This window comes from Pseudomonas sp. NFX224, assembly GCF_048565165.1.
Lineage (GTDB): Bacteria > Pseudomonadota > Gammaproteobacteria > Pseudomonadales > Pseudomonadaceae > Aquipseudomonas.
In genome coordinates this window covers 2,668,849-2,695,069 of the sequence record NZ_CP183416.1, presented here as the reverse complement: position 1 = coordinate 2,695,069, position 26,221 = coordinate 2,668,849, and the positions used below count along the sequence as shown (strand labels likewise).

General features: G+C 57.2%; 27 protein-coding genes and 2 tRNA genes. 9 read left to right on the top strand and 20 right to left on the bottom strand.

Annotation, left to right across the window (positions count from 1 at the left end; genetic code table 11):
- Nucleotides 1–533: 533 nt before the first annotated feature.
- Nucleotides 534–1,313 carry an AAA family ATPase gene (locus ACNYC6_RS12065; protein ID WP_419712476.1) on the top strand — a complete coding sequence of 260 codons (780 nt, stop codon included), beginning with the start codon at nucleotides 534–536 and terminating at the stop codon, nucleotides 1,311–1,313.
- Here the strand turns inward: ACNYC6_RS12065 and ACNYC6_RS12060 are convergent.
- Entirely contained in the window at nucleotides 1,291–2,388 is a 1,098-nt protein-coding gene (locus ACNYC6_RS12060) for an IS630 family transposase (RefSeq protein ID WP_419709546.1), read from the bottom strand. The genes ACNYC6_RS12065 and ACNYC6_RS12060 overlap by 23 nt on opposite strands.
- 38 nt (nucleotides 2,389–2,426) lie before the next feature.
- On the opposite strand from ACNYC6_RS12060, the gene ACNYC6_RS12055 reads away from it, so the two are divergent.
- Nucleotides 2,427–3,473 (top strand): ATP-dependent nuclease, encoded by a 1,047-nt coding sequence (locus ACNYC6_RS12055; protein WP_419712475.1) that lies wholly within the window; start codon nucleotides 2,427–2,429, stop codon nucleotides 3,471–3,473.
- A gap of 285 nt (nucleotides 3,474–3,758) precedes the next feature.
- Here the strand turns inward: ACNYC6_RS12055 and ACNYC6_RS12050 are convergent, their stop codons facing one another.
- From ACNYC6_RS12050 to ACNYC6_RS12010, 9 genes are all read right to left on the bottom strand, one after another.
- A complete protein-coding gene (locus ACNYC6_RS12050; protein WP_419712474.1) occupies nucleotides 3,759–4,034 on the bottom strand; it encodes a hypothetical protein in 276 nt (91 codons plus the stop codon).
- Complete coding sequence (locus ACNYC6_RS12045; RefSeq protein ID WP_419712473.1) at nucleotides 4,031–5,011, bottom strand: integrase domain-containing protein; 981 nt, start codon at nucleotides 5,009–5,011, stop codon at nucleotides 4,031–4,033. Before ACNYC6_RS12045 ends, ACNYC6_RS12050 begins: the two co-directional genes overlap by 4 nt.
- Before the next feature lie 904 nt (nucleotides 5,012–5,915).
- Nucleotides 5,916–7,244 (bottom strand): tyrosine-type recombinase/integrase, encoded by a 1,329-nt coding sequence (locus ACNYC6_RS12040; protein ID WP_419712472.1) that lies wholly within the window; start codon nucleotides 7,242–7,244, stop codon nucleotides 5,916–5,918.
- Between the two features lie 164 nt (nucleotides 7,245–7,408).
- Nucleotides 7,409–7,484 (bottom strand) — tRNA-Thr (locus tag ACNYC6_RS12035).
- Between the two features lie 417 nt (nucleotides 7,485–7,901).
- Complete coding sequence (locus tag ACNYC6_RS12030; protein WP_419712471.1) at nucleotides 7,902–9,131, bottom strand: methyltransferase; 1,230 nt, start codon at nucleotides 9,129–9,131, stop codon at nucleotides 7,902–7,904.
- Entirely contained in the window at nucleotides 9,112–9,801 is a 690-nt protein-coding gene (locus tag ACNYC6_RS12025; protein WP_419712470.1) for an ABC transporter permease, read from the bottom strand. Before ACNYC6_RS12025 ends, ACNYC6_RS12030 begins: the two co-directional genes overlap by 20 nt.
- A complete protein-coding gene (locus ACNYC6_RS12020) occupies nucleotides 9,798–10,493 on the bottom strand; it encodes an ABC transporter permease (RefSeq protein WP_060544038.1) in 696 nt (231 codons plus the stop codon). The genes ACNYC6_RS12025 and ACNYC6_RS12020 overlap by 4 nt, the downstream gene beginning before the upstream one ends.
- A gap of 72 nt (nucleotides 10,494–10,565) precedes the next feature.
- The gene (locus tag ACNYC6_RS12015) at nucleotides 10,566–11,315 is read right to left on the bottom strand and encodes an ABC transporter substrate-binding protein (RefSeq protein WP_419712469.1); all 750 of its coding nucleotides are present in this window, start codon (nucleotides 11,313–11,315) and stop codon (nucleotides 10,566–10,568) included.
- Between the two features lie 13 nt (nucleotides 11,316–11,328).
- On the bottom strand, nucleotides 11,329–12,102 hold the full coding sequence (locus ACNYC6_RS12010) for an ABC transporter ATP-binding protein (protein WP_007972784.1): 774 nt from the start codon (nucleotides 12,100–12,102) through the stop codon (nucleotides 11,329–11,331).
- Nucleotides 12,103–12,654: 552 nt separating this feature from the next.
- On the opposite strand from ACNYC6_RS12010, the gene gabP reads away from it, so the two are divergent.
- A complete protein-coding gene (gene gabP / locus ACNYC6_RS12005; protein WP_419712468.1) occupies nucleotides 12,655–14,046 on the top strand; it encodes a GABA permease in 1,392 nt (463 codons plus the stop codon).
- Nucleotides 14,047–14,118: 72 nt separating this feature from the next.
- Here the strand turns inward: gabP and vapC are convergent, their stop codons facing one another.
- From vapC to ACNYC6_RS11980, 5 genes are all read right to left on the bottom strand, one after another.
- Nucleotides 14,119–14,526: a type II toxin-antitoxin system tRNA(fMet)-specific endonuclease VapC gene (vapC, locus tag ACNYC6_RS12000; protein ID WP_419712467.1), complete on the bottom strand. Its 408-nt coding sequence runs from the start codon at nucleotides 14,524–14,526 to the stop codon at nucleotides 14,119–14,121.
- Nucleotides 14,526–14,756, bottom strand: a complete 231-nt coding sequence (gene vapB, locus ACNYC6_RS11995) for a type II toxin-antitoxin system VapB family antitoxin (RefSeq protein ID WP_419712954.1) — start codon at nucleotides 14,754–14,756, stop codon at nucleotides 14,526–14,528. The genes vapC and vapB overlap by 1 nt, the downstream gene beginning before the upstream one ends.
- A 171-nt stretch (nucleotides 14,757–14,927) precedes the next feature.
- Nucleotides 14,928–15,380: a hypothetical protein gene (locus tag ACNYC6_RS11990; RefSeq protein ID WP_419712466.1), complete on the bottom strand. Its 453-nt coding sequence runs from the start codon at nucleotides 15,378–15,380 to the stop codon at nucleotides 14,928–14,930.
- Between the two features lie 6 nt (nucleotides 15,381–15,386).
- A complete protein-coding gene (locus tag ACNYC6_RS11985; RefSeq protein ID WP_419712465.1) occupies nucleotides 15,387–15,803 on the bottom strand; it encodes a hypothetical protein in 417 nt (138 codons plus the stop codon).
- A gap of 36 nt (nucleotides 15,804–15,839) precedes the next feature.
- Nucleotides 15,840–16,805 carry an alpha/beta fold hydrolase gene (locus ACNYC6_RS11980; RefSeq protein ID WP_419712953.1) on the bottom strand — a complete coding sequence of 322 codons (966 nt, stop codon included), beginning with the start codon at nucleotides 16,803–16,805 and terminating at the stop codon, nucleotides 15,840–15,842.
- A 257-nt stretch (nucleotides 16,806–17,062) separates the two neighbouring features.
- On the opposite strand from ACNYC6_RS11980, the gene ACNYC6_RS11975 reads away from it, so the two are divergent.
- Nucleotides 17,063–17,512: a carboxypeptidase regulatory-like domain-containing protein gene (locus ACNYC6_RS11975; protein WP_419712464.1), complete on the top strand. Its 450-nt coding sequence runs from the start codon at nucleotides 17,063–17,065 to the stop codon at nucleotides 17,510–17,512.
- Between the two features lie 76 nt (nucleotides 17,513–17,588).
- Here ACNYC6_RS11975 and ACNYC6_RS11970 read toward each other — a convergent pair.
- From ACNYC6_RS11970 to ACNYC6_RS11950, 5 genes are all read right to left on the bottom strand, one after another.
- A tRNA-Phe gene (locus ACNYC6_RS11970) sits at nucleotides 17,589–17,664 on the bottom strand.
- A 91-nt stretch (nucleotides 17,665–17,755) separates the two neighbouring features.
- Complete coding sequence (locus tag ACNYC6_RS11965; RefSeq protein ID WP_419712463.1) at nucleotides 17,756–18,028, bottom strand: oxidative damage protection protein; 273 nt, start codon at nucleotides 18,026–18,028, stop codon at nucleotides 17,756–17,758.
- Entirely contained in the window at nucleotides 18,025–19,092 is a 1,068-nt protein-coding gene (mutY, locus tag ACNYC6_RS11960) for an A/G-specific adenine glycosylase (protein ID WP_419712462.1), read from the bottom strand. Before mutY ends, ACNYC6_RS11965 begins: the two co-directional genes overlap by 4 nt.
- Nucleotides 19,089–21,317: an AsmA family protein gene (locus tag ACNYC6_RS11955; protein ID WP_419712461.1), complete on the bottom strand. Its 2,229-nt coding sequence runs from the start codon at nucleotides 21,315–21,317 to the stop codon at nucleotides 19,089–19,091. The genes mutY and ACNYC6_RS11955 overlap by 4 nt, the downstream gene beginning before the upstream one ends.
- Before the next feature lie 78 nt (nucleotides 21,318–21,395).
- Complete coding sequence (locus ACNYC6_RS11950; protein WP_419712460.1) at nucleotides 21,396–21,800, bottom strand: acetyl-CoA sensor PanZ family protein; 405 nt, start codon at nucleotides 21,798–21,800, stop codon at nucleotides 21,396–21,398.
- 223 nt (nucleotides 21,801–22,023) lie between these two features.
- Between ACNYC6_RS11950 and ACNYC6_RS11945 the strand changes: the two genes are divergently transcribed.
- The 5 genes from ACNYC6_RS11945 (at nucleotide 22,024) to hisA (ending at nucleotide 26,220) form a co-directional block, all read left to right on the top strand.
- Nucleotides 22,024–23,685: an OFA family MFS transporter gene (locus ACNYC6_RS11945; protein WP_338584240.1), complete on the top strand. Its 1,662-nt coding sequence runs from the start codon at nucleotides 22,024–22,026 to the stop codon at nucleotides 23,683–23,685.
- 262 nt (nucleotides 23,686–23,947) lie between these two features.
- A complete protein-coding gene (gene hisB / locus ACNYC6_RS11940; RefSeq protein ID WP_007939452.1) occupies nucleotides 23,948–24,541 on the top strand; it encodes an imidazoleglycerol-phosphate dehydratase HisB in 594 nt (197 codons plus the stop codon).
- Complete coding sequence (hisH, locus tag ACNYC6_RS11935; RefSeq protein ID WP_419712459.1) at nucleotides 24,541–25,179, top strand: imidazole glycerol phosphate synthase subunit HisH; 639 nt, start codon at nucleotides 24,541–24,543, stop codon at nucleotides 25,177–25,179. Before hisB ends, hisH begins: the two co-directional genes overlap by 1 nt.
- Nucleotides 25,180–25,440, top strand: coding sequence for a DUF2164 domain-containing protein (locus ACNYC6_RS11930; protein WP_419712458.1), 261 nt, complete (start codon nucleotides 25,180–25,182; stop codon nucleotides 25,438–25,440).
- A 42-nt stretch (nucleotides 25,441–25,482) separates the two neighbouring features.
- Nucleotides 25,483–26,220, top strand: coding sequence for a 1-(5-phosphoribosyl)-5-[(5-phosphoribosylamino)methylideneamino]imidazole-4-carboxamide isomerase (gene hisA, locus ACNYC6_RS11925; RefSeq protein WP_008041005.1), 738 nt, complete (start codon nucleotides 25,483–25,485; stop codon nucleotides 26,218–26,220).
- The last annotated feature ends 1 nt before the right edge of the window (nucleotide 26,221 follow it).

The window sequence follows — 26,221 nt, the reverse complement described above, 5'->3', positions numbered from 1 at the left end:
GGCGTACCCCAACAAGTAACTATAAATAAATCAGCTAGTTATGGCGTTCGGTGGAATCGAACTCGGGATTTTTTAGATGTCAGCACTTTGTCGGACTGCAAGTAATTCAGAGCCGCATACGGAATGGTAAACCTCCCGAATTCGAACGTTGTTGATCATCCCCTCCGTCGAGAATAGGTAGGAATCCGCCAAAAGCTGCCGTGGCGACAGGTAGCAGACGACCCATAGTTGCCTGTGACCAGCGGCAAAACCGGCCAAATGGGGTCATGATCGTTAGTGCCTGCGTGTGACGTGTGCGGCCTCGAGCACAGCGGGTAGGTTGCAACCTGTAATGGCGCAGGCATCGCCATAGGAGTCCATTTAAGCTTTGCAAAAAGTGGGTTGCCCTCTGCGATGGAGGATGTCGGCGGTTACGCGCTTTCTGACATCAACATTAAGCACGAGGCGTTGTCACTAGACAGAATGATGGCGAATCGGTAGCGTCGAGAAACGACGCAAAACAGTGCCATGATTGGGCCTAATAGGAGAAGAAATTGTCGGAAGTAAGGATTAGCTCCGTTAAATTTAAAAATTTTAAGGCTCTTAGTGATTATTCCGTAAGTTTAGCTGAGACCAATATTTTAGTTGGGGCGAATAATGCTGGAAAATCCACCGTTATTAGTGCCTTCAGAATATTGGATGTTGCTCTACGAAGAGCTAGGCGTCTCAAAGCTGAACGAGTTCCATTGCCTGACGGGAAATTTGGTCTCGGTCATCGTATTCCAGAACAACAGATAAGCGTATCCTTAGAAAATGTGGCGACAAATTATAACGGTGAAGATAGTAGGATTGAGTTTAGATTAACCAATAAAAATAAGTTGTTTTTATTTTTTCCTAGCGATGGTGGTTGCATATTGCATTGGGAAAGCGAAGGACCTCTTGTCACGACGACATTGAGATTTAAAAGTGCTTTTCCTATAGTCATTCAAATCGTTCCCGTGCTTGGTCCGCTAGAGCATGAAGAGGCCTACGTTTCAGAGGATACGGTTAAGAACGCCTTGAATACGCACAGAGCATGCAGGCACTTTCGTAATTATTGGTACTATTTTAAAGAGGACTGGGACAAATTTTCTACGATGATAACTGCAACTTGGCCAAGTATGGCCATGAGCAAGCCAGAACTAGATGTCGGCAACAAGAAATTGCGTATGTTCGTTGCTGAGGAAAGGATTGATCGAGAGGTTTACTGGGCGGGTTTTGGGTTTCAAATTTGGTGTCAATTGCTTACCCACCTTTCTAGGGCGGATGAAGCTAGTGTGCTGTTTTCGAAATAACTTGCCCTTCCATCTGCGTCTCCATCGCTTCACGTGCCCGCCGGATCTTGCTCAAAATTTCCTCGCCTTTCGCGTTCCAAACGTACCGGGTCGGTCGTGCGTTCCGTAATGCCAGGAAGGTGGTAATCGAGCTTTCCAACTCACGTACGGAGCCGAAGCTGCCGTCGCGCAAGAACACGGTAATGTCCCTGAAAAACCGCTCGACCATGTTCATCCACGAGCTGGAGGTCGGCGTGAAATGCACATGGAAGCGCGGATGTTTCGCTAGCCAAGCCTTCACCTTGGCGTGCTTGTGTGTCGCATAGTTATCCACGATCAGATGCAGCTGGAGGTGCTTGGGGGTTTCCTTGTCGATTTTCTTGAGGAAAGCCAACCACTCCTGATGGCGGTGCTGGCGCTCGATGCTACTGATCAGTTTGCCTTGGAGATAATCCAGCGCTGCGAACAGCGTGACCGTGCCGTGGCGAGTGTAATCATGGGATTTTGTTTGGATATGACCGATCCCCAGAGGCAGCCCAGGCTGTGTGCGTTCCAAGGCTTGCACCTGACTTTTCTCGTCGCAGCAGAGCACCAACGCCTTGTCTGGCGGGGCCAGGTACAGGCCGATGACATCCCAGAATTTCTCCTCGAACTGCGGGTCGTTCGACAGTTTGAAGGTACGTGTCAGATGAGGCTTTAAGTCATTGGCCGCCCACAGTTTATGCACGGTGGTCGCTGATATGCCGGCGGCACGGGCCATGCTTCGGCAGCTCCAGCGGGGCTCGCCGATACGAGGTTGAGTGACCTGTTCGAGCACGCGGCGGATCGTGTCGGCAGGCAGAGGGGATTTGCGTCCTCGGCCAGGCTTGTCGAGCAGGCCTTCCAATCTGAGCGCCTGAAAACGCTGGCACCAGTCGGTGACCGTAGGGCGAGAGAAACCTGTCAATCGTACAATTTCTTCTCGCATTGATCCTTGCGCTGCCAGCAAGATGACGCGGGCTCGACGGCCATCGCGCTGACTGATGGTGGCGGAACGTACGCGGCGGCTCAGTTCGGCAAATTCTTCAGGGCTAAGCGTAATGTCCAGAGCGCTCACCAGGAACTCTCCAAGGTAGGAATGGCACCTGAAGTGTAGTGCAAGCATGGAGAAATTTATTTCGCGAACAGCACACTAGCATCGTCGTAATTGATGAGCCTGAGATTTACCTTCATCCAGATATCCAGCGTCAGCTACTTAGCATTCTTAGAGCTTTGGATTCTGACGTGTTACTGGCTACTCACTCTGTTGAAATTATGGGTGAAGCAGACCCATCGGAAATCCTATTGGTCAGCAAAGGCTCGAAGCTTGCCAGACGCCTCAGAGATATTGAAGGCGTTCAGTTAGCAGTAGAAGAGCTTGGATCAGCGCAAAATATCACTTTAAGCCATCTTGCTAGAACAAAAAAAATATTGTTTGTAGAGGGCATGAGTGATTACAAAACGATTCGTCGATTTGCAAAAAATCTTGGATTTAGTGATCTTGCATCGGGTAATGATTTAACAGCTTTCGAATCGGGCGGTTTTTCTTCTTGGGAGAAAATAAAAGCTTTCGCCTGGGGGATTAAGAATACTATCGATGCAACCATGAAACTCTTCGCCGTCTACGATCGAGATTACTACTGCCAAGAAGAGATCGAATCTATTTTATGTGGGTTGAGGTCGGAGTTAACTGCTGCACACATTCACGGCCGAAAGGAAATGGAGAATTATCTTCTTGTAATACCAGTGCTCCAGCGAGTGCTGGAGAAGAGAGTGCACTCAAGAAGTCGAAGGGCTGGGGAAGCAGTTGTCCTAGATAAGGGAGTCGTTGATTATCTTGAAGAGATTACTGCGGGTTTAAAAATTGATGCTCAATCTCAATACATAGGAAGGCGGCTTGGTTATTATCAAGGGAGGAAGGAGGATACAAGCACCATCAGTAGGGCAGCAATCGAAACTTTTGAAAAAATGTGGGCAGATATAAATTCACGAATGCAGGTGGTGCCTGGAAAAACCACATTGCGACTGCTGAGGGACGCCATACAAACTGATTACAATGTTAATATGACTGATGTTCAGATCATAGATGAGTTTAAGGAAGATGAAGTTCCAGATGATTTGCGAGAGTTAATTATCAACTTGGATGCGTTTCGCAAAAGCTAACGCTCGAAGCGAAAACTCAGCCCATGTTTTTTTGAGAATTTGGCATGCACCTTTTTCTTGCAAGACACTCGATGACTGCTTTTGGCCGATTCTGTTGAAAAAGTCGGCTTCGAATTCCACGGCAGAAAAATACGCGCCTGAGATTGAAATCTGAGTTTTAGGCAGAAGGTTCAGGACTCGGATTTCACGTAGCAGCGTGCAAAAGAGGTGTTTTTACCCATCAATATTCGAGCGTTTTGGGTAAACCGACTTTTTCAACAGAATCGGCCGTTTTCTGACCTTCGTTTAGCGGTTGAACTGCCAGGGTTTTCCTAAGCGATGAGTGAGTAATTGCATGGTCAGCAAATAGTAATAGCGCGTCGATTCCGTGTGCTGGTTTAGGTGGTGATTCAAAAACCACGCAAGGTGTTTTCTCTGCCAAGTCCATGGATTGTCGCGTTGCCAGCGCTCAGCGATTACTGATTGGATAGCCTTTGCCTGACGCAGGTGGCGTTGGCGCGTGGTATGCGACCCGGTCAGGACGCCCGCCAGGAACAGATTCATATCGAATGCCGTGCTCATGCTTGACCGCCAATGTAAGCGGCCACCACGACGATACGGCCGTGCCCCAGCTCATAGCTGATTTGTACTCGGGCATCCTGATCTAGGCGTCGGTCGAGTTGATAGCAATGGCCACCGTTGATGGGGGCGGGATGGTGGGTGATTTGTTCATAGCGTTCGCACGCATAGGCTGCCCGTAATTCGTGGAAGCCTTTGAGGTCGTGCTTATGGATGATGTCCCGTGCGGGGCGGACGGTGTCCCGCAGAAAGTCCTGGTAGTTTTCGTTCGGAGCAAGCAGGTTGCGGCTACCGTCGGGCGAGGCCTGTTCGGCAAACCTAAGTGCGTCACGAACATGATCATCTACCGTAATCCATCGAGGTGCCGATGCACCTGAGCGGCCACCTTTGGTGCCATCCTGGATGTTGATTCTGCCAAGTTGCTCTGCTTCACGTTGCAATCGGGACAGGTCGGCCAAAATGGCCTCGCGCATGCGCATGCCGGTGGTTCGCGCTAACTGCACGATGGCTGCGGCGCGCGGCTGCTGATGTTCGCAAAGCACGTCGACGATCCGTTTTACCTGTTCGCGGTCTTGGCCTTGCGAAACCGAGCAACGAACACTGGTGCGCCGCATTCCCAGCGCCTTGCTCGGGCTCGGCACTTTCACATACTGATCACCGCGAAGCGCGGCCATGGTTCGGTTCACGCTGGACAACCGATTTTGCGCGGTGGCGATGGCGAGTTCACCTTGGTCAACTTGCAGGCGCAGATGCCCGGCGTAGTCCAGCAAGGTCTGCCGATCAATTAGCCGGGCATCGTTAAACCCCGGCCCATCCTCTGAGCGACACCAGCGCACAAACGCCTGCCAGCGATCACTGTGTGCTTTGACGGTCCCGTAATGCCCACCGCCAAACAGATCTTTCAATGCCTGTGGCCCGGCATAGCTCAACTGCCGACCGTAGCCAAAATTACGTCCATCTCGCCTGCCCACCAGTGCCATGCTCGAACTCCTCTTGAAGCCAAAGCTTTTAAAACATTCCCCACGTCATCCCGCCAAGGATGTTGAGTGTTATCAGGGATCAAGGCCCCTGCGACCTGTGAGGGTTGTCCACTAACGCGGGACTGGCGGCTCCTTACGACCGGGAGCTTGGGCATTTCATGATCTGGCCTCCTGAACACTTCCGAGGAAGTGGGCGGGTGGAGGCTGCACTGGTTGACGAGACCGGCGCCGCGAGATCCTGAGTCGGGTGAAGGCAGGGATGTGATGACCGGGGCATGCCTGACTGTCAGTCAGGTGCAGTCCATTCCCTGGGCTGCGGCACCATCATCTGCATCGCTGTTGCTGGTGACTTCTGTGTTTGTCACGCCGATTGTCACGAGGGGGAATGCCGCAAAGCCTTGTACGAGATGGGCTGCAGCAGCGGTAGGAGCGCCCGTCTCTTTCCGGGAGAAAGAGACGGGCGCAGGTTGGCGCAGTGAAATGGCCAAGCGGATGGGTTGCTGCAGGGCAGCTACGAAGGGGTGTGAGTTGCCGCAGTGGGCACTCTGGTAGAAGTAGCATCCATCACATCGCTGTGAGCGTGCGGGCCGCCGGACGCTAATCGCACTTTGGGAGAACCACCACGATGTGGCGTAGCCTTAAAGGTTCTGGCTACCTGGGTTGCTGTCAACGACAGCGCTTTGCCCGATCTTTTCTACGCCTGTGGATAATTCGGGTCAAGGCTCGAGTTTTCGGGGATTCTGCGGCTGTGGATGAAATTATCCACCGTTGGAAATCAGTGGTTTTCCACAGACAGTTGCGTGGGCTTTAGATTTTTTAAGTGAGGTCCATCCAAGCAGGGCGGCTTTGCAGCCCTGCTTGGATGGACCCGCGTGGAAGGGCGGACTGCGGTGATCTCATTGGCTTACCCACGTTTGGATGCGCCACGGCTTTTTTGCAGGGCGGTAATGTTGTCGCCTACCGGGTGAGCGAATTCGTGGGGCGTCACATGCCCATGGCGGTTGGCGTCGATGTAGTTGCTCCACCAGGCCATGATCAGCCTGCGCTGTTCCAGAAATTCGGCCTTGTGGATATACGCGGCGCGCACGCGGTTGCGTTCCTTATGGCTCATTTGTCTTTCGATGGCTGCGTCGGTCCATAACCCGGACTCAAGCAGGGCGCTACAGGCCATGGTCCTGAAGCCATGGCCGCACACGTCCTTGCTGGTGTCATAGCCGACGTTGCGGAGCATGGTGTTCACCGTGTTCTCGGACATGGGCTTCCAGTACTTGTGGTCGCCCGGTAGCACCAACTCTGAAAAGCGACTGAGGCTGCGCAGACGCTCCAGTATTTCGATGACCTGCGGCGATAGCGGAACCATTTGAATATCGCCGTTCATCTTGGTCCCACGTGTGGAGTTGCGTACCCCTTCAATCGGTGCGCGTGTATCGGGGATTTCCCACATGGCGCGTTGGAGGTCGAACTCACTCCATCGCGCGAAGCGCAGTTTGCTGGAGCGGACGAATACATGCAGCGTGAGCAGGACGGCAAGGCGCGTCAGCTCGCGGCCGTTGTAGTTGTCGATACGGTGTAGCAATTCGGGTAGGCGGTTGAGGGAGAGGGCCGGGCGATGGATGGTGCGCGGCGCGTGAATCGAGCCTGCCAGATCCAGTGCAGGATTCATGGTGATCTGCCGAGCCCTCTTGGCCCCGCGCATGATGGTGGATAAGTAGTTCTGTACCCTTAACGCCACATCCATGGTGCCGCGTTCCTTGATGCGCTGGGTGATCTCTAGTAGGTCGTGGGTATCGAGTTCAGCGATGGGTCGTTGGCCGATCAGCGGAAAGACGTGGGTACGCAGTCGGCTCATCACGGTTTTTGCGTGTCCTTCGGTCCAGCGACGGGACATGTCGGCGTGCCACTCCAGAGCAACGGTTTCGAAAAGCAGTGCCGCCCGCTGGGCTACGATCTTGGCCTTCTTCTTTTCTTCCATTGGGTCGAGGTTGTCGAGCAGCAACGCCTTGGCTTCGTCTCGCTTACGTCGTGCGACGGAAAGGGTAACGATGGGGTAATTGCCGATGATGAGCGTACCTTCCTTGCCGCTGGGCTTGGTGTACTTCAAGCGCCAGGTCTTCACGCCATTGGGTTTGACGAAAAGGTACATGCCTCCGCCGTCGAACAGTTTGTAGGCGCGTTCGCGGGTTTTGGCCGTGCGGCATTGCAGGTCGCTGAGGGGGATCGCTAGACGTGGCATAGGGGTACGCGCTCCTGACCGGGAAATCGCAGTACCCCTAACATACCCTCGGGGAAGGGGGATTTTGTTGGATCCCGACGGAGGGTCCCGGAACGAAAAAACCCGCCAAAGGGCGGGTTTTCGGGGCTTCCAGAGCATTCGGTGGAATGCAATGGAGCCTAATGTGGTGCCGGCACCAGGAATCGAACCCGGGACCTACTGATTACAAGTCAGTTGCTCTACCATCTGAGCTATACCGGCGTGTCAGGGCGACGATTATAGCGATTGGTGAGGTTCTGTAAACCCCTGAATTCTGACTATTTTTGGATTGGCTTTCATCGTGGATGCCGGGCGCTCCAGAGGCGTTATCGAGTGCTTGAAAAACCATGTCGAAATCTGCTGATCACTCGACGCTGATTCCCGCTATTTTCTGCTTAAGCCGCCTCTATTTCGGCGGTTATGTCCTTTTGATCGGATGCTTATGCACAACGGAATTTGCTATGCACGGGCTATATGACGAATTTGTGGATCCGTTCTCATCAGCACGCAAATCACTGTTTTACTGGTTTTTTATTCAAGTGTACGAAAACTGAACAGCATCGTTTCACCCCTGAAACAGCTGTAAATATTGGATCCACGATATTTTAATCAACAGAGTTATCCACAGGCTGCGGTGCTTTACGCGCGTTCTGCCAGCAGCAGAAAATTACGCGGTGTGAGCGGGGTTTCGCAGAAGGTGCCGAGACGAACTTCGTAGCCTTGATCACGCAGGAAAAGCGCTCGATCAAGCACCAGCCACAGCTCCAGTGGGCGTCGGAAAAGTCCGCGCAGCAGCTCCAGATTGCGCACTTGCGCCAAGCGTTGCCAACCGGCGGCTTCCCGGGCTGGCCAATCTTGCGGGTCGATTGTGGATAACTCTTTGAGTGCGGCTAAATGTTGGCAGTAGTCGGCAAACGACTGATCGAGCCAGGCGCTCGGCAGGGAAGGGCTGGGCAGGTACTCGTCAACGCCGCGCAGCTCTCGCTGCAACAGATCGAATCCCAGTCGCCGGGCCATGGACATATCGCGTTGACGTCGCACGCGAGCGCCAGCCGTAACGGTTTCACTCATCGGCAGCGCGAGGTCGTCGAGGGACAACTGTAGGGCAGAAACTTTGGCGGACGCGGAAATGGGCGAATACTGGGTCAGGCTGATCCGGTTGTAGCAGCAAGGGGCGATGGCGAGTTGTTTGCAGCCTGCTGCACTGGCGAGCCGGATCAGTTGCACATGCAGATCGCCGCAGGCGTGCAGTGCAACGGGCGTATGTTCTGACTTCAATAACGCAGCCGTGTTGGCCGCGAGCACATCCTGTCCTACGTGCAGCGCAGGCAAATGATGCCGCTGGCTGAGCGACTGACCACTGGCAACCAGCGCCGGGTCGTATTCCAGGCAGGTCAGTTGTTGCCCGGTTTGCAGCAGGCGTCGGCCCAGGTGACCTTTGCCCGAACACCAATCCAGCCAATGCCGTGGCGGGTCGGCAAACAGTAAGCGACTGGAGAAGGCTTCGATCTGCTGCCATTTGCGCCCCGGAACATCGACGTTCAGTCGATGGCCTGCAGCTTCCAGCGCATGGGCGGGCAATTCATCCACCGCGCTCAGGGCAAGGGACATCTGCGCCAGGGTTGCAAATGGCTCGGGCGCTTCAAGCAGGCACGGTTGCTTATGACTGTTTTCTGCCTCTTCCAGCGAGCGCCCGCGTAGCCAGGCGGCCAACTCAGGGTAGGAGGTTTCCCAGGGAAGCTGCAGATGAGTGAACGGCCGTGGCTTCCACAGCGCCTGATGCGCTGTCAGAAAAGCATCCAGCGCGGTGAAGCGGGCGAGCAGGTCCTCGCCCGTCAGCACGCGGGAATCAACGCCCTTGGCAGGCATCGACGCGCAGCCAGCGCTCCAGCAGCTTGAAGCCACGTACCAGCACAAAAGCCATCAGCAGGTAGAACATGCCGGCGGCGAAGAAGATCTCCACGGGCAGGTAAGTCCGGGCAATGATGGTGCGGGCCATGCCGGTCAGTTCCAGCAGGGTCACGGTGCTGGCCAGAGCGCTGGCCTTGAGCATCAGGATGACTTCGTTGCTGTAGGCGGGCAGGCCGATGCGCGTGGCGCGGGGCAGGATGATGTAGAACAGTGCTTTGGGTTTTGACATGCCCAAGGCTCGCGCCGCTTCGATCTCGCCCGGTGGAATCGCCTGAATGGCGCCGCGCAGGATCTCAGCGATATAAGCGGCGGTGTGCAGGGTCATGGTTGCCGTGGCGCACCAGAACGGATCGCGCAGGTAAGGCCACATCGAGCTGTTGCGGATCACGTCGAACTGCGCCAGGCCGTAGTAGACCAGGAACAACTGAACCAGCAACGGCGTGCCACGGAAAAAGAAGATGTAGCCGTAGGGAAAAGCGCGAACCCACCAAAGTTTCGACGAGCGAGCGATGCCCAGCGGAATTGCCAGCAGCAGGCCAGCGATGACGGCGATCGCCACCAGCTCCAGGGTCAGGGTCGCGCCCTGGGCCAGTTTCGGCAGCCACTTGATGATGACTTCCCAGTTCATTGGGTGCTCCTCGCGAAGCCGCGAGCGGCGCGTTTTTCCAGGAAGTGCATGCCAGTCATGGCCAGGATCGTCAGACCCAGGTACATGAATGCAGCGACCATATAGAAGGTGAACGGTTGCTTGGACACGGTCACGCCGATTTGCGCGTGACGCATGATTTCTTCCAGGCCGATCACAGACACCAGCGCGGTGTCTTTCATCAGAATCATGAACAGGTTGCCCAGGCCGGGCAGGGCGATACGCCACATCTGCGGCATGATCAACTTGGTAAAGATGCGCCATTTCGACAGGCCCAGGGCCACGCCGGCCTCACGATGGCCTTTGGGAATGGCGAGGATCGCGCCACGAAACACTTCCGTGGCGTAGGCGCCGAAGCACAGGCCGAGCGCAATCACGCCGGCGGCGAAGGCGTTGAGTTCCAGGTCGGGATTGCCGAAGAACTCACCCAGGGCACGCATCAGGTTGACCGTACCGAAGTAGATCAGCAGCACCCAGAGCAATTCCGGGATGCCGCGAACCAGGGTCGAATAAGTGCCGCCAAGCCATTGCAGCGGCTTGTACGGGGACGTCTTGGCCAAGGCGCCGAGCAGGCCGAGCACCAGCCCCAGGCACAGGGCCGAGAGTGCCAGTTTCACAGTCATCAGCGCGCCAGCGGCGAGCGCCGGGCCGAATCCGTAGAGGTCGATAATCATGGATTTCTTTTCAAATCGCGGCAGGCAAGGCCGAGAACCGGCACCCTCAGGCGCCGGCCAGGCAGGTCAGTATCAATAGATGCTGAACGGGAAGTACTTGTCGTTGATCTTCTTGTAGGTGCCGTCAGCAACGATTTCTTTCAGCGCGACGTTCAGCTTCTCGCGGATAGGATCGTTCTTGCGCACGGCGATACCGATCTTGTCGCTTTCTTCTACCGGATCACCCTTGAATTCGTAGGATTTGCCGGCGTCGCTTTTCAGCCACTCGTAGTTGACGTACTTGTCGGCGAGGATGCCGTCCAGGCGACCGGACGTCAGGTCGAGGTAGGCGTTTTCCTGGGTGTCGTAGAGCTTGATGGTGATGTCGTCACCAATGTTGTCTTCCAGCCAGGTCCCCGCCAGCGTTGCACGTTGGGCACCGATCACTTTGCCTTTCAGGGAAGCCTTGTCGGTTTTGAAGTCGACGGTCTTCGGCGCAATGAATTGCAGCTTGTTGGAGTAGTACGGGTCGGTGAAGTCCACCGCTTGCTTGCGCTCGTCGGTGATCGACATCGAGGAAATCAGGAAGTCGAACTTCTTGGCGTTCAGGGCTGGGATGATACCGTCCCAGTCGGAGGTCACGACGGTGCAATCGACTTTCATCTTGGCGCACAGGGCGTCGCCGATCTCTTTGTCGAAGCCGACGACATTGCCACTGGCATCTTTATTGTTGAACGGCGGGTAAGCCGCTTCGATGCCCATCTTCAGGGTTTCGGCCATGGCACCGGCGCTGAACGCCAGGGTGACGGCGGCAGCCAGGAAGACCTTTTTGTAGTTCTGCATGTGGGTAGCTCCGTTAGCGGTTGCTGGACATGAATTGTTTGCAGCGCGCCGAAAGCGGGTTTTCAAACACCTGCTGTGGCGATCCTTGCTCTTCTACCAGGCCCTGGTGGAGGAACACCACTTCGCTGGAAACCTGACGGGCAAAGCCCATTTCATGGGTGACCAGCAGCATGGTGCGGCCTTCTTCGGCCAGTGCGCGGATGACATTAAGTACTTCCTGGACCATTTCCGGGTCAAGCGCCGAGGTGGGCTCGTCGAACAGGATGACCTTGGGCTGCATGGCCAGGGTGCGGGCGATGGCCGCGCGTTGTTGCTGCCCACCGGACAATTGCGCCGGGTAAGCGTGGCGTTTGTCGGCGATGCCCACCTTGGCCAGCAAGGCTTCGGCGACTTCGATGGCTTCGGCCTTGCTCTGGCCGAGCACGCGGCGCGGGGCTTCGATGATGTTGTCGAGCACGCTCATGTGCGGCCACAGATTAAAGTTTTGAAACACAAAACCAATCTCGCTGCGCAGGCGGTTGATCTGCTTGCCGTCGGCAGCGACCAGTTCGCCGTTCTTGGCGGCCTTGAGCTTGAGTTCTTCGCCGGCTACCAGGATTTGGCCCTGATGCGGGTTTTCCAACAGGTTGATGCAACGCAGGAACGTGGATTTGCCGGAGCCGGAGGAGCCGAGGATCGAGATCACGTCGCCGTCGCGGGCAGTCAGCGAGATGCCTTTGAGCACCTCCAGCGAGCCGTAGCGTTTGTGCAAGTTGCGGATTTCAAGCGCGGGCGTGGCCTCAGCCATGTGCGTTCCTCATTGTGTATTCGCTCCTGCTGTTGGTGGCCTTCCTGACGAGGCGGCCAACCTAGCATAGCGTTTCAAAGGCAGCCAACAGCGTTACGAGCAGTAAACGGGTGGCGTGTGGCAGGTTGTCGCATTGGCACAGCAGACTGTCGCCCCACCAACAACCGAACAGCCGTTTGAGCCCTGCTTTCCGGTAAAGCGCGGTGGCTGTCGCGTAAAAAAGGGCGCGATGTTGCCAGCTTTGGCGGGGGGTGTGAAGTGTTAACCGGCCAAACGCACTTTTATTGTGCGCCAAGCATTTTGGGGGTGTGTTTCTGGTGCTCTGATTCGTCCATAAAGTGGGTCGCAGGGTAACGCTATGGCGAATTGCCATTAATCTCAATGACTTGCGATGACTGTCCGGTCTGGAGCAGAGCCCCGGCGCAGAGGGTTTTGAAATATTTTGGCGCAATTATTGCGTGCAGAATCCGGAACGCCCCGTTGGTTTCTTTTTACGGAAGAGAATTCCCGGCGGGATGCATGCATTCGCTTTTCCTTACAAAGGTAGTTTCAATGAGCAGTACCCAAAGCTCTAACGGCCTCGAACAGGGGCTTAAACCGCGTCATGTGACCATGCTGTCGATCGCCGGGGTTATCGGCGCCGGCCTGTTCGTTGGCTCGGGCCACGCCATCGCCGCAGCAGGCCCAGCCGTGCTGTTGGCCTACGCGGCCGCCGGTATGCTGGTGGTGTTGGTGATGCGCATGCTCGGCGAAATGGCGGTTGCCTCGCCGGACACCGGCTCTTTCTCGACGTACGCCGATCGCGCGATCGGTCACTGGGCCGGTTTCACCATCGGCTGGTTGTACTGGTGGTTCTGGGTCCTGGTGATCCCGCTGGAGGCCAACGCCGCCGCGACTATCCTGCACGCCTGGTTCCCGGGTGTGGACATCTGGGCCTTCGCGCTGGTCATCACGATGCTGCTGACCGTGACCAACCTGTTCAGTGTGAAGAACTACGGTGAGTTCGAGTTCTGGTTCGCCCTCATCAAAGTATTGGCAATCATCGGCTTTATTATTCTCGGCGTGGCGGCGATTTTCGGCTTCCTGCCAAACAGTCAGGTCAGCGGCGTTTCGCACCTGTTCGACACCCAAGGCTTCCTGCCAAACGGCATGGGCGCGGTGCTGGGTGCCATTCTGACCACCATGTTCTCCTTCATGGGTACCGAGATCGTGACCATTGCGGCCGCGGAATCGAAAGACCCGGGCAAGCAAATCTCCAAGGCCACCAATTCGGTGATCTGGCGGATCGGTTTGTTCTACCTCGTGTCGATCTTCATCGTTGTGGCTTTGGTGCCATGGAACGACCCGATCCTGGCCAGCGTCGGCTCCTACCAGACAGTGCTTGAGCGCATGGGCATCCCGAACGCCAAGATGATCGTCGACATTGTGGTGCTGGTTGCTGTGACCAGCTGCCTGAACTCGGCGCTCTACACCTCGTCGCGCATGCTGTTTTCCCTGGGCAAGCGCGGTGATGCGCCGGCGATGTCCACCCGCACCAATAAAAGCGGTACGCCTTACTGGGCCGTGATGTTGTCCACTGGCGCGGCGTTCCTGGCCACCTTCGCCAACTACGTGGCCCCGGCGGCGGTGTTCGAATTCCTGCTGGCCAGCTCCGGCGCCATTGCGCTGCTGGTGTACCTGGTGATTGCGATCTCGCAACTGCGCATGCGCAAACAGCGCATGGCTCGCGGTGAGAAAATCGTCTTCAGCATGTGGCTGTTCCCGGGCCTGACCTACGCGGTGATTGTCTTCATCGTCGCGGCCCTGACCATCATGCTGTTCCAGGATGCGCATCGCGTGGAAATCCTCGCGACCGGCCTGCTCAGTGCTCTGGTGGTTGCCGCCGGTTTGCTGGTGGCTCGCCGTCGTCGCAACGAAAATATGATCGCAGCAACCGCTCGCTAAGCGCTGTTGAAACACCGAAACGACCGCCATCAGTAATGATCGCGGTCGTTTTTTTGCGTCGACGTGTTCAGTTCAGCAAGAACTGACCCAGTCTTCCACGCGTAATCCCGGTACTCGCTCAAACTCCTTCATGTTGTTTGTCACAACAATGAACCCGCGTGAGCGTGCATGGCCGGCGATCATGTGGTCGTAGGGGCCAATGGGTGTTCCGTTTTTTGCCAGTTCGGATCGAATCATTCCGGTGTGCGCGGCGGCTTCATAGTCGAAAGGTAAAATCTCGAGACGAGCGGCAAATCCCTCGATGACGGCGAGATTTTTTTCGGGGGCCGCTGATTTCTCCGCGCCGTAGATCAATTCCATCAGCGTGACGGCGCTGATGCACAGTTGGCCGTGATGGCGATTGAACGCCTCGCGCACGACTTGTGGCTTGTTCTTGATAGTGAAAATGCAGATGCTGGTATCGAGCATGTATTTGAGCATCAGAAGGACTCACGCTCCTGATCTGCAGTTTGTTCGCGGTCGGACATGAAGTCTGCTGTGACGTTGTCACCGTCGAACCAGCTATCCCAGGTCTCGCCAGCCGGGGTGATGATACGAGCTCTGCCAACGGCAATTACGTCGACTCGCTTCACATCGCTTGGCATCGCCACTGCTTTGGGCAGGCGGACAGCCTGGCTTCGATTGCTCATGAAAAGAGTGGTTTGTTCCATGTCGACCCCCTGCGCTTGTGTTGTCGCGACTCGCCCAAGAATAGGTCGCAAGCGGGATATGTCAATGGGATATACATTTTGCTGGGCGAAGGGCAGTAAGCATTCATGCGGCTCAACAAAACGGCCGCTGTCAGTGATGACGAGCGGCCATTTTGATTCGAGCTGAAACACTTACTCGGCTTTTTCTTTCGTTGCTTCCAAAGATTGGCCGTAGACGTCCAGGGCATCGCCGAAATCGGCGATGAATTGCGGCTCGCTGAGCCAGGCCTGGGCGGTTTCGCGGTCCATGCCGTCGGCCCACATGCGGTAATCGATCAGCATATCGGCGGCCAGGTGGGTGGCGGCCATGCCTTCGTCGTCGGCGTTTTCCATGTCCAGCAATTCTGGATGTTCGATGATGATAAAGGCCAGGTTCGTCAGCAAGACCGAGAGCATTTCGCTGCGGCTGACGGCTTCCGCGTCGCGCATTTTGCTGAACATCGCCAGGGTGTATTCCGGGATCGGCTCGCCGATTTCTCCGAGATCATCGTCCAGTGCGGCGGGTTTTCTGCCGTGGATATTGATCTGCTTGGCTTTGGCTTTTGCACGCTTGGCGCGTTTCTGTTGCTTGTTCAGGGAGGCCATGGGAACTCAGTTCGGTTTCTGTTGGTTTTGGGCTGCGATGACTTCGGACGCTGCTACGTAGTCAGTCTGGAAGGCCGGGGATTCGATCCACGCCAGGGCACTGGCTTCATCCGCTTCGGTCGACCATTGGTGATACTCGATCAGCGCAGCAATGATGAAATCTGTCGCTGTTTCTTCGCCTTCCTGCTCCAGCACCAGCGCGAGCAGTGGGTGCTCAAGAAAGGCCGCACACATGGCTTGCTGGCTGATCTTTTGCGCATCGATCATTTCTTTAAACAGGTCGGTCAGGTCCACCGACTCGAAATCGATGCGATCGTCGTTTGGGTCCAGTTCAACCGGCGCGGCGACGCGTTGGGTGCGGTTCTGCTTGGCCTTGGCTTTGGCGCGGGAGGCGCGTTTTTGCTGCTTGTTGGCGGAGGCCATGGTCGTCGTTCCGTAATTCGTTAAAAGGGCAGTGGCTCAGATGCGTGGCACTGTCCGCCCGGGTGTGTCGGGGGCCAGTTCGCCGTTTTGCAGCCAGGACAATGCAATGGGCCATAGTGTGGCTTGGTATGCGCTGCGAAAAAAGGCGAAATGTCCAACTTCTGTCTCGCCGATGTCCTCGGGGGTTATGCGCAGGTGGGTATTAGCACTGGCGGTAAAATAGGCAAGCAGGCGTTCGATGGCCGGGATCGTGCCGTAGGGATCGTCGCTGATGCTGATCGCGAGGATTTTCGCGGTGACGGCCGAGAAGGGCAAGCGACCGGCGGTTTCATGGATGACGCGGCCACTGGAGCGTTCTTCGTAGCGGGCAGTGGACAGGCTCCAGTCGCGGACAACGCCGGCGGGCGTATCCTCCAGCCAGCCGAGGCGCTTGCCGGGAAAGTAACCGCAAATCATGGTGATCAACGGCATCATCACATGCCATTTGCCGAACATCCGCCAGCGGTAGGCCGGCGCATAATCGCGCCAGTAAGCGAACTGCGCGCCAACGGTCACCAGTCGCCGGATGAGTTGTCCTGAGGCTCCCAGGCCCGCTGCACAGCCGCCAAAGCTGTGGCCGACCACATCGACAGGCTGATCGGGGAATTCACGCTGTGCGCGTTTGAGCATCGCCTCGAAATCCAGTGCGCCCCAATCGGTCCATGAAGCCTCAAGCCCCTTGAGCGATGCCGGACGCGATTCGCCGATGCCGCGGTAGTCGTAGGTGATGACGTCGAAGCCGTTGGCGAACAGGTAGTCGGCGAAACGTGAGTAATGGCGGCAACGAACGGAGGTGGCGGCGTTGATGATAACGACCGGACGAGTGATGTCCTGGACGGCATGTCGCCAGGTGAAGCCGCCAAGGGTAAAACCATCCAGGGCAACTTCCTTGAACGGGTTGCCTTGGATGTTCGCAGGTGTGGATTCCATCATGGAATCTGACGGTGGGCATTCCAGGTTCATGTTATTGGGCCCAGAAGGAAACGAACCCAAGAATGACCTGTGGGCTGAGGCTTGCGCAATATCGGGAAATTGACACGGCACATGGAAACCACTTTTTGCGACGCTCAGAAAATGGAACGCAGTGCGTTGCGAAACCAACAAGCGCCAATGGCCTTTATGAACCCGCGCTAATACCCAATAAATCTAAAACCCCGCCGCCCGCCCGCAAATCCAAAGAAGGTAACGATTGGGTTCATCAGAACCCGGGAGTCGTCATCATGAAAAACATCCATTCATTCATGTTGCCCTTCGTCGCCGTCAGCATGCTGCTGTTTCCTGTGATCTCGTCCGCCGCCAGCCTTGAGCCCGTAGACAGCTCTGGCGTGCAGGTTCAGCGGCAGGAGCAGAACGGCATTACCTATCTGTCCGGGGGGATTGGCGAGGATGAGGCAAAGGCCATTCAACAGACAACGGGCTACAACCTGCACATGACTTTCGCGATCGGAACGGAGAATAAATACATTCCGGACGTAGATGTGGTCATTGAAGAAGCCCAAGGCCAGACCGTGCTGACGCTGAATGACGCCGGCCCGTTGGTGTATGTGCAATTACCTGCCGGCAAATACACAGTCATCGCTACGCGTAACGGTGAGGTCCGGCGGGACGTGGCGGATATCGGCAGCGGTGCGGCCCGCAACCTGGTCTTCCATTGGAACGGTGAGAGCTAGCGGGGTGTCGCAAACAAAAACCTGAATCGCAGGCATAAAAAAACCCTGAATCTTGCGATTCAGGGTTTTCGGTATTTGGTGCCCAGAGACGGAATCGAACCGCCGACACGGGGATTTTCAATCCCCTGCTCTACCGACTGAGCTATCTGGGCAACGGGGCGCATTAAAAGGGTTTTTCGGATTTACGTCAACGACTTTTTAAAAATTTCTTAAATTAATTCCGTCGCTTACGAAAACGGGGGGTTATTCGGACGGCGGCACGTAGCCTTCGGCCTTGGCGTAATCCTCGCCGGAAAAGAACTTGTCCATCTCGCCCTGAAGATATTTGCGATCTTCGGCGTTCATCATGTTCAGGCGTTTCTCGTTGATCAGCAGGGTCTGGTGTTTTTGCCAGTCGGCCCAGGCCTTGGCCGAGACGTGGTCAAAAATGTCCTGGCCTTTGGCGCCCGGGAACGGAGCGCGTTCCAGGCCTGGCAATTCTTCGTTGTACTTGCGGCACATGATGGTGCGGGTCATGACGACTCTCCTGCGTTCAATACGGCGGCCGCGCGTTCGAGCAAGGTTTTGACCGGGGCGGCAAGGCCCAGGCGCGGCGGGGTGGCGAGGTTATACCAGAGCCAGTCGGCCTCGGCCACGTGATGGCCGGCCTCCTGGACCTGAACCAGCCAGGGTTCGATGGACAACTGAAAATGGCTGAAGGTGTGCACCAGGTTCGGCAACGCCTGTTGGGTGCCCAGTTCCAGCGAGTGCTGTGTCGCCAGATGCTGCAGGTCATCGAGGTCGTCGAGTTCCGGCAGGCTCCACAGACCGCCCCACAAGCCCGTGGAAGGGCGACGGTAAAGCAGAATCGCCCCTTCACCGTTGGCGAGCATTGGCATCAGCGTGCGTTTTTGCGGGATGGCTTTGCGCGGCTTGGGAATCGGGTAGCGGGTTTCCAGGCCGAGCATGTGCGCTTCACAGCCCCGTTCCAGGGGACAAAGCAGGCAGCTGGGTTTGCTGCGGGTACAGAGCGTCGCGCCCAGGTCCATCATCGCCTGTGTGTAGGCGTTGACCCGATCATGCGGCGTAAAACGCTCAGCGTTCGCCCAGAGCTGTTTGGCGACTTTCGGCTCGCCGGGATAGCCCTCTTGCGCGGTAAAACGCGCCAGCACGCGTTTGACGTTTCCGTCGAGGATCGGCGCGCGCAGGCCCATGCTGATGCTGGCGATCGCACCAGCGGTGGACAGGCCGATGCCGGGCAGGTCGGTGAGCTTTTCCACATCCCGGGGGAATTCGCCGCCGTACTGCTCGACGACGATCTTCGCGGTCTTCTGCAGATTGCGCGCACGGGTGTAGTAACCCAGCCCGGTCCACAGGTGCAGCACTTCGTCTTCCGGCGCAGCGGCCAGGGCTTCGACCGTCGGCAGCGAAGCCATGAAGCGGTCGAAGTAATTCAGCACGGTGCTGACCTGGGTTTGCTGCAACATGATTTCCGAGACCCACACCCGGTACGGGTTGATGCCCTGTTGCCAAGGCAAATCGTGACGGCCATGGCGGTCGAACCAGTCCAGCACCGCCGTTGAAAACTGCTCGGCTCTCATCGCTTGAACAGCCCCTTGAGCGCGTCTTTCAGCTCCGGGCTGACCTTGTCGCCCAGTTTCTCGTCGATCTTTTCGCTGATTCGTTCGCCAGCGAGTTTGCTCGCGACCTGACCCATGCGCTCGTTATCCAGGCGACAGGCCTTGGCGCCCAACTCAAGCGGGCCACGGCAACGCAATGGCCACTCGATGCCGACAAACTTGTCGCCGACCTGGCAGGCCGGGTCCGGCATGGCGCTCGTATCGCCTTCGACAATGATGCCCACGCGATAGTCCATGCCCAGCACCCGCAGGTCGACATCACCATCACCGTTGACGGTCATGCCCGGGATGCGCACTTTCAGGTCCGGGTTGCTGGCTACGCCGTTGCGGAAATTCAGGTTGCCCTTGAGTTCCTGGAACGGTGTGTCCTTGCCCCGTGGCTCGCCACTGAGGGATTTGCGATTGAGCGTGGCGATGCCTTTGCACAGCTGTTGTTCAAGGTTGGCATTGAGCAGTACGCCATTGTTGATGACGAAACTGGCGTTACCGTTGAGGGTTTCGATCAGCGCTTTCTGGCTATTGCCGGTACCTGTCAGTGTGCTGTTGAGTGTGACCAGACCTTTGACCGGTGGTTCTTTGCCCTGGCTCTCGAGGATTTTTTCCGCAGGTACGCGGCTGATCTGCGTCTGCATGTTCAGCACAGGCGCTTGCTGGCGCACATCGAGAGTGCCCTTGGCTTCGAAGTTCCCTTCGTAGAGATCACCGCGCAGGCTCGCCAGCGTCAGCAATCCGCCCTGGCCGTTGGCCTTGAGTACCGCGTTATGGATCGGCAGTTTTTCCAGGGTCAACTGGCCGAAGGTCAGATCAGCGTCCACATCCAGTTTGCTCAGGCGCTCCACCGGCAACAGGCGTTCGTTGCTCCATGCCTCTTTGGTCGGGGATTGCGGCAGCGGTGTGGTGCTGCCGGCACCGGCCATTGCATCGGCTTCGGTGCTGGCGACTTCGGCCTGACGCACTTGCTTGGCGCTGTTGGCCTCGGCTGATTTAGGCGCCAGGTAACGGTCGACGTTGAAAGTGTCTGCCTTGAGGGTGGCGCGCAGCGATTGCTTGGCAAAGTCCTCGACGGCGATGCGGCCGGTGAACGTGCTGTCGTCGACTTTCAGGTTGATGTCGTCCAGCGTGAGGCTCGAAGGCGTGCCCGCCAGACGGGTCGCCAGTTCCACTTTGCTCAGGCTGCCTTCGGCCATGGCCGGGAGTTTCTGGCCGATGCTGTCGACGAACTTCGCCAGATCGAATTGGGCAATCGACAGGCCGCCACTGACCTGTGGCGTCTTATCGAGGTCGTTGACCTTCAGTTCACCCAGTGCGCGCAGCTGGTTGGCGGAAATCTTGATGCCTGTCCATTCGGCGACGTTGGCTGCCTTGTCCAGCAGCAGCTGGCCTTGGGCGGCGAAGGTCATGGTCTTGCCTTGCAGCGGCTCACCGGCAACTTCACCGGACAGTTTCATGTCTTCAAGTTTATAGCGCTGCAACGCGCGTTCGAAACGCAACTCGCCATTGAGCTCGGTGCGAACCCGCAGAACCGGCTGGTTGGTGCCGAGGAACGCGGTGAGCTTGACCGGTATGTTGGTGGAGTCGTGTACCGGACCGGTGCTCAGCTGGATGCTTTCGGCGCTGAACTGCTTACCGGTTTTTTCGTCGTTGTATTCAACGCGGGCGTTGTTGACGGTAAGGCTGTCGATGTCCAGGCGAATCGGCTGCGCCGGTTTCTCCGCTTGGGCGGTGGTTTGCGGTTCAGGTTCGCTGGTGGTTGCAGGCGGCGTGTCCGGGGTCGCAGGCTTCGGCACCTTGCCGATGTCTTCCCAGTTGCCGTGGCCGTCCTTGTCGCGGTTCAGGCGCAGGTTCAGGCCTTCGACGCGCACATCGCTCATCTGCACTTCGCGGCGCAGCAGCGGCAGCACGCGGACTGACAGACCGAGCATTTGCAAATCGGCGAACGGCTCGGCGGGTTTGGCCAGGGTCGCTACAGCGGCGTCATGCAACTCCAGGCCCAGCCACGGAAACAGGCTCCAGCCGATATCGCCATTGAGCGTCAGCTCGATGTGGGCCTTGTCGCGGGCAATCTGGCGAATCTCGTCTTTGTAGTCGTTGGGATCGAATAGGTGGGTCAGGGCAAAGCCCAGCGCCACAATGATCAGCAACAGCCCGAGAAGTACCAGACCCAGGATTTTGCCGAACGCTTTCATGGGCGAGTCCTTGTAGTTAGTCGAATTCGAAATTTAGCCGGGGAGTATAGCGCTCCAAAAGAGACGACCGGTCAGTGATCACTCGGACAGGGCATCCAGCGGCACGTTCAGGCTGGCCGCCAATGCCTGGGTTTCCAGATGCCCGGCGGGCGCGAGCAGGCGCAATTCGGCGCCGGACTGCGTGGCCATGGACTGTGCTTCTCGCACCAGTCGTTCCGCGACGCCACGACGTCGGGTGATTTTTCTTACACACAAATAAGACAGATGCCAAACGTCCGGGTGCCGTTGCAGGCGTGCCGCGCCCAGCAGTCGATCATTGAAGCGTCCGGCAATCAGCGAGCCGTCCTGTAAACAGGCTTCAACCAGCTGCGCAGCCGCTGTAAACGGCGTCAACAGCCACTGCGGGGCGTCCTGGTAGATCTTCTGCAAATCCAGCCGATCTTGCTCAGTGGCTTGGTTCAATGACTCGACAACGATGGGCATGGAGCTTCCTTCAGTGGTACGAGAACAGACAACGTAGAAAAAGGTGATGTCACTTTGGTTTTTCTGTCACGTGCAAATGGTAACCTTCGCCCGTTCGTCAGTCCTTCTGCGACTTGATGCCGCACCAAAATGGAGCCTCACCCTAAAAACAGTCATGCGTGCGCATAAAGGCTGGGGGGTGAAGAGTGGCTGGCGAACCATACTAATAATTGGGGGATACACAATGACCACGAGTATCGCGGCGGACGGCTATGCCGACCAGCCCTCGTTCCTGTCAAAGGAGCGAATCATCGCCAAGCCCGGTTTCAACCGTTGGCTGGTGCCACCGGCCGCTTTGGCTATCCACCTTTGCATCGGCATGGCCTACGGTTTCTCGGTGTTCTGGTTGCCACTGTCCAAAGCGCTGGGCATCACCAAACCGATGGCCTGTGCGCCTGACATGAGCTTCATTGCTCAAGTCTTTTCTTCGCAATGCGACTGGCCGATCTCGATGCTCGGCTGGATCTACACCCTGTTCTTCATCTTCCTGGGTTGCTCGGCAGCCATTTGGGGCGGCTGGCTGGAACACGCCGGGCCACGCAAGGCTGGCGTTGTGTCGGCACTGTGCTGGTGTGGCGGTCTGCTGATTTCGGCGCTGGGTATTTATACCCACCAGATCTGGCTGATGTGGATCGGCTCCGGGGTCATCGGCGGTATCGGCCTGGGCCTGGGCTACATTTCGCCGGTGTCGACCCTGATCAAGTGGTTCCCGGACAAGCGCGGCATGGCGACCGGCATGGCGATCATGGGCTTCGGCGGCGGCGCGATGGTCGGTGCACCGTTGGCGACTGCCTTGATGAGCCACTTCGGTTCGCCTGAAGGCGTTGGTGTATGGCAGAGCTTCGTGGCGATGGCTGCGATCTACTTCGTGTTCATGATCGGTGGTGCTCTGTCCTACCGTGTGCCTCCAACCGGCTGGAAGCCTGAAGGCTGGACCGCTCCGGCAAAAAAAGCTTCGAACGCGATGATCACCAACCGTCACGTACACGTGAATGTGGCCTGGAAAACTCCACAATTCCGTCTGGTGTGGCTGGTGCTCTGCCTGAACGTATCCGCCGGTATCGGCATCCTCGGCATGGCCTCGCCGCTATTGCAGGAAGTGTTTGGCGGCAAGTTGTTGGGCAATGACCTGCCGTTCGGTCAGCTGGATGCAGGTCAATTGGCTTCGATCGCCGCGATCGCCGCCGGTTTCACCGGTCTGCTGAGCCTGTTCAACATCGGTGGCCGGTTCTTCTGGGCCTCGTTCTCGGACTACCTGGGGCGCAAAAACACCTACTTCGTGTTCTTCGCCCTCGGCTTTGCGCTGTACGCACTGATTCCGAACCTCGGTCACCTGGGCAACGTTGCGCTGTTTGTGGCTGCGTTCTGCATCATCCTGTCGATGTACGGCGGTGGTTTTGCCACTGTTCCTGCGTATCTGGCGGACCTGTTCGGTACGCAGATGGTTGGCGCGATCCACGGTCGTCTGCTGACCGCGTGGGCAGCGGCGGGCGTGTTGGGTCCGGTGCTGGTGAACTACCTGCGTGAGTATCAGCTGAGCATCGGCGTTGAACGTGCCGCGGCTTACGACATCACCTTGTACATCCTCGCCGGCCTGCTGGTGCTGGGTTTCATCTGCAACTTGCTGGTGCGTCCGGTGGCCGACAAGTACTTCATGACCGACGCTGAACTGGCTGCCGAACAGGCGCTGGGCCACGACAAGGGTGCTGATGCCAGCACGTCGCTGGAGTGGAAAGCAGCGCCGGGCACCAAGCCGCTGGCAATCGCTGCCTGGCTGGCAGTGGGCATTCCGTTGGCGTGGGGTGTCTGGGTGACTCTGCAGAAGACGGCGGTACTGTTTCACTAAGTAAAACGCACTCCACCTGTAGGAGCGAAGCTGCTCGCGATTGCGGTCTGACAGTCAACGAAGAGGTTGAATGTGAGGGCCTCATTGCGAGCAGTCTCACTCCTACAGTTGTTTTGGGTGTCTGAAATGGCTTGTACGGACATGTCTATCCCCGACGACTGGGGATTCTATCCGTCAGCGATATCACCTCTCGTGTTTCTGTTTCCGGCCCGCGCCCCTATAATGGTTGCCTTTTTCGCCCAATGATTTTGCGGAGCTGGTGATGGCCGAACGTATGGCGTCTGTCGAGCGCGACACTCTGGAAACCCAGATCAAAGCCTCGATCAACCTTGATGGCACCGGAAAGGCCCGATTCGATATCGGTGTTCCTTTTCTTGAGCACATGCTGGACCAGATCGCCCGTCACGGGCTGATCGACCTGGATATTGTCAGCAAGGGCGACCTGCATATCGATGACCACCACACCGTGGAAGACGTCGGTATCACCCTCGGCCAGGCATTCACCAAAGCCATCGGCGACAAGAAAGGCATCCGTCGCTACGGCCACGCCTACGTGCCGCTCGATGAAGCGCTGTCGCGTGTCGTGATCGACTTCTCCGGCCGTCCAGGCCTGCAGATGCATGTTCCGTATACCCGCGCCACCGTTGGCGGTTTCGACGTTGACCTGTTCCAGGAGTTCTTCCAGGGCTTCGTCAACCACGCCAACGTCACCTTGCACATCGACAACCTGCGTGGGCACAACACCCACCACCAGATCGAAACCGTGTTCAAGGCTTTCGGCCGCGCCCTGCGCATGGCCGTCGAGCTTGATGACCGCATGGCCGGGCAAATGCCGTCGACCAAGGGCGTTCTGTAATGCAGACAGTCGCGGTTATCGATTACGGCATGGGCAACCTGCACTCGGTGGCCAAGGCCCTCGAGCACGTCGGTGCCGGCAAGGTGTTGATCACCAGCGATGCAAACGTGATTCGCGAAGCCGACCGGGTGGTTTTCCCCGGCGTCGGCGCGATTCGCGACTGCATGGCGGAGATTCGTCGCCTCGGTTTCGACTCGCTGGTGCGTGAAGTCAGCCAGGATCGTCCGTTCCTCGGCATTTGCGTCGGCATGCAAGCCTTGCTCGACACCAGCGAAGAGAACGACGGTGTGGACTGCATCGGCCTGTTTCCGGGTGCGGTGAAGTTCTTCGGCAAAGACCTGCATGAAGACGGCGAGCATCTGAAAGTCCCGCACATGGGCTGGAACCAGGTGAAGCAGAAGGTGAGCCACCCGCTGTGGCACGACATTCCGGACATGGCGCGTTTCTACTTCGTACACAGCTACTACATCGCCGCCGCCAATGCGCGTCAGGTGGTTGGCGGTGGTCATTACGGTGTCGATTTCGCTGCGGCGCTGGCCGATGGCTCGCGTTTCGCGGTGCAGTTCCACCCGGAGAAAAGCCATACCCATGGCCTGCAATTGCTGCAGAACTTCGCTGCGTGGGACGGTCGCTGGTAAATGGCCGTCAAGAAATCCAAGCCGCCGATCCTGACCCTCACTCCTGAACAGGAGAACGAGGCCAATCACAAGATCAAACGCTTCATGGAAGATCGTTTCGAGCTCGACCTCGGTTCGTTCGAGGCGGCTGAGATTCTTGAGCTGTTTACCCGCGAAATTGCTCCGCACTATTACAACAGGGCGATTTTCGATGTGCAGGCGCACCTCAAAGAGAGGTTCGAAAGCATCGAAAGCGACCTGTGGGCGCTCGAGAAAAACTGATTTCCGAGCCAAGCTGAACATTCAAATTTGAAGGTTTGCCAGATGCTGATTATTCCCGCTATCGATCTTAAAGACGGTGCCTGTGTTCGCCTGCGCCAGGGCCGCATGGAAGATTCCACAGTGTTCTCCGATGACCCGGTGAGCATGGCTGCCAAGTGGGTGGAGGGCGGTTGCCGTCGTCTGCATCTGGTCGACCTGAACGGCGCCTTTGAAGGTCAGCCGGTCAACGGCGAAGTGGTCACTGCCATCGCCAAACGCTACCCGAACCTGCCGATCCAGATCGGCGGCGGCATCCGTTCCCTGGAAACCATCGAACACTACGTCAAGGCTGGCGTGAGCTACGTGATCATCGGCACCAAAGCCGTGAAAGATCCGGCCTTCGTCGCCGAAGCCTGTCGTGCTTTCCCGGGCAAGGTGATCGTGGGTCTGGACGCCAAAGACGGTTTCGTCGCCACCGACGGCTGGGCTGAAATCAGCACCGTGCAGGTGATCGACCTGGCCAAGCAGTTCGAAGCCGACGGCGTGTCCGCCATCGTTTATACCGACATCGCCAAAGACGGCATGATGCAGGGCTGCAACGTCCCGTTCACCGCCGCACTGGCCGCCGCCACCAAGATCCCGGTGATCGCTTCCGGTGGTATTCACAACCTGGGCGACATCAAGTCGCTGCTCGACGCCAAGGCGCCAGGCATCATCGGCGCGATCACGGGCCGGGCGATCTACGAAGGCACCCTCGACGTCGCTGAAGCGCAAGCTTTCTGCGATTCGTACAAAGGCTGAG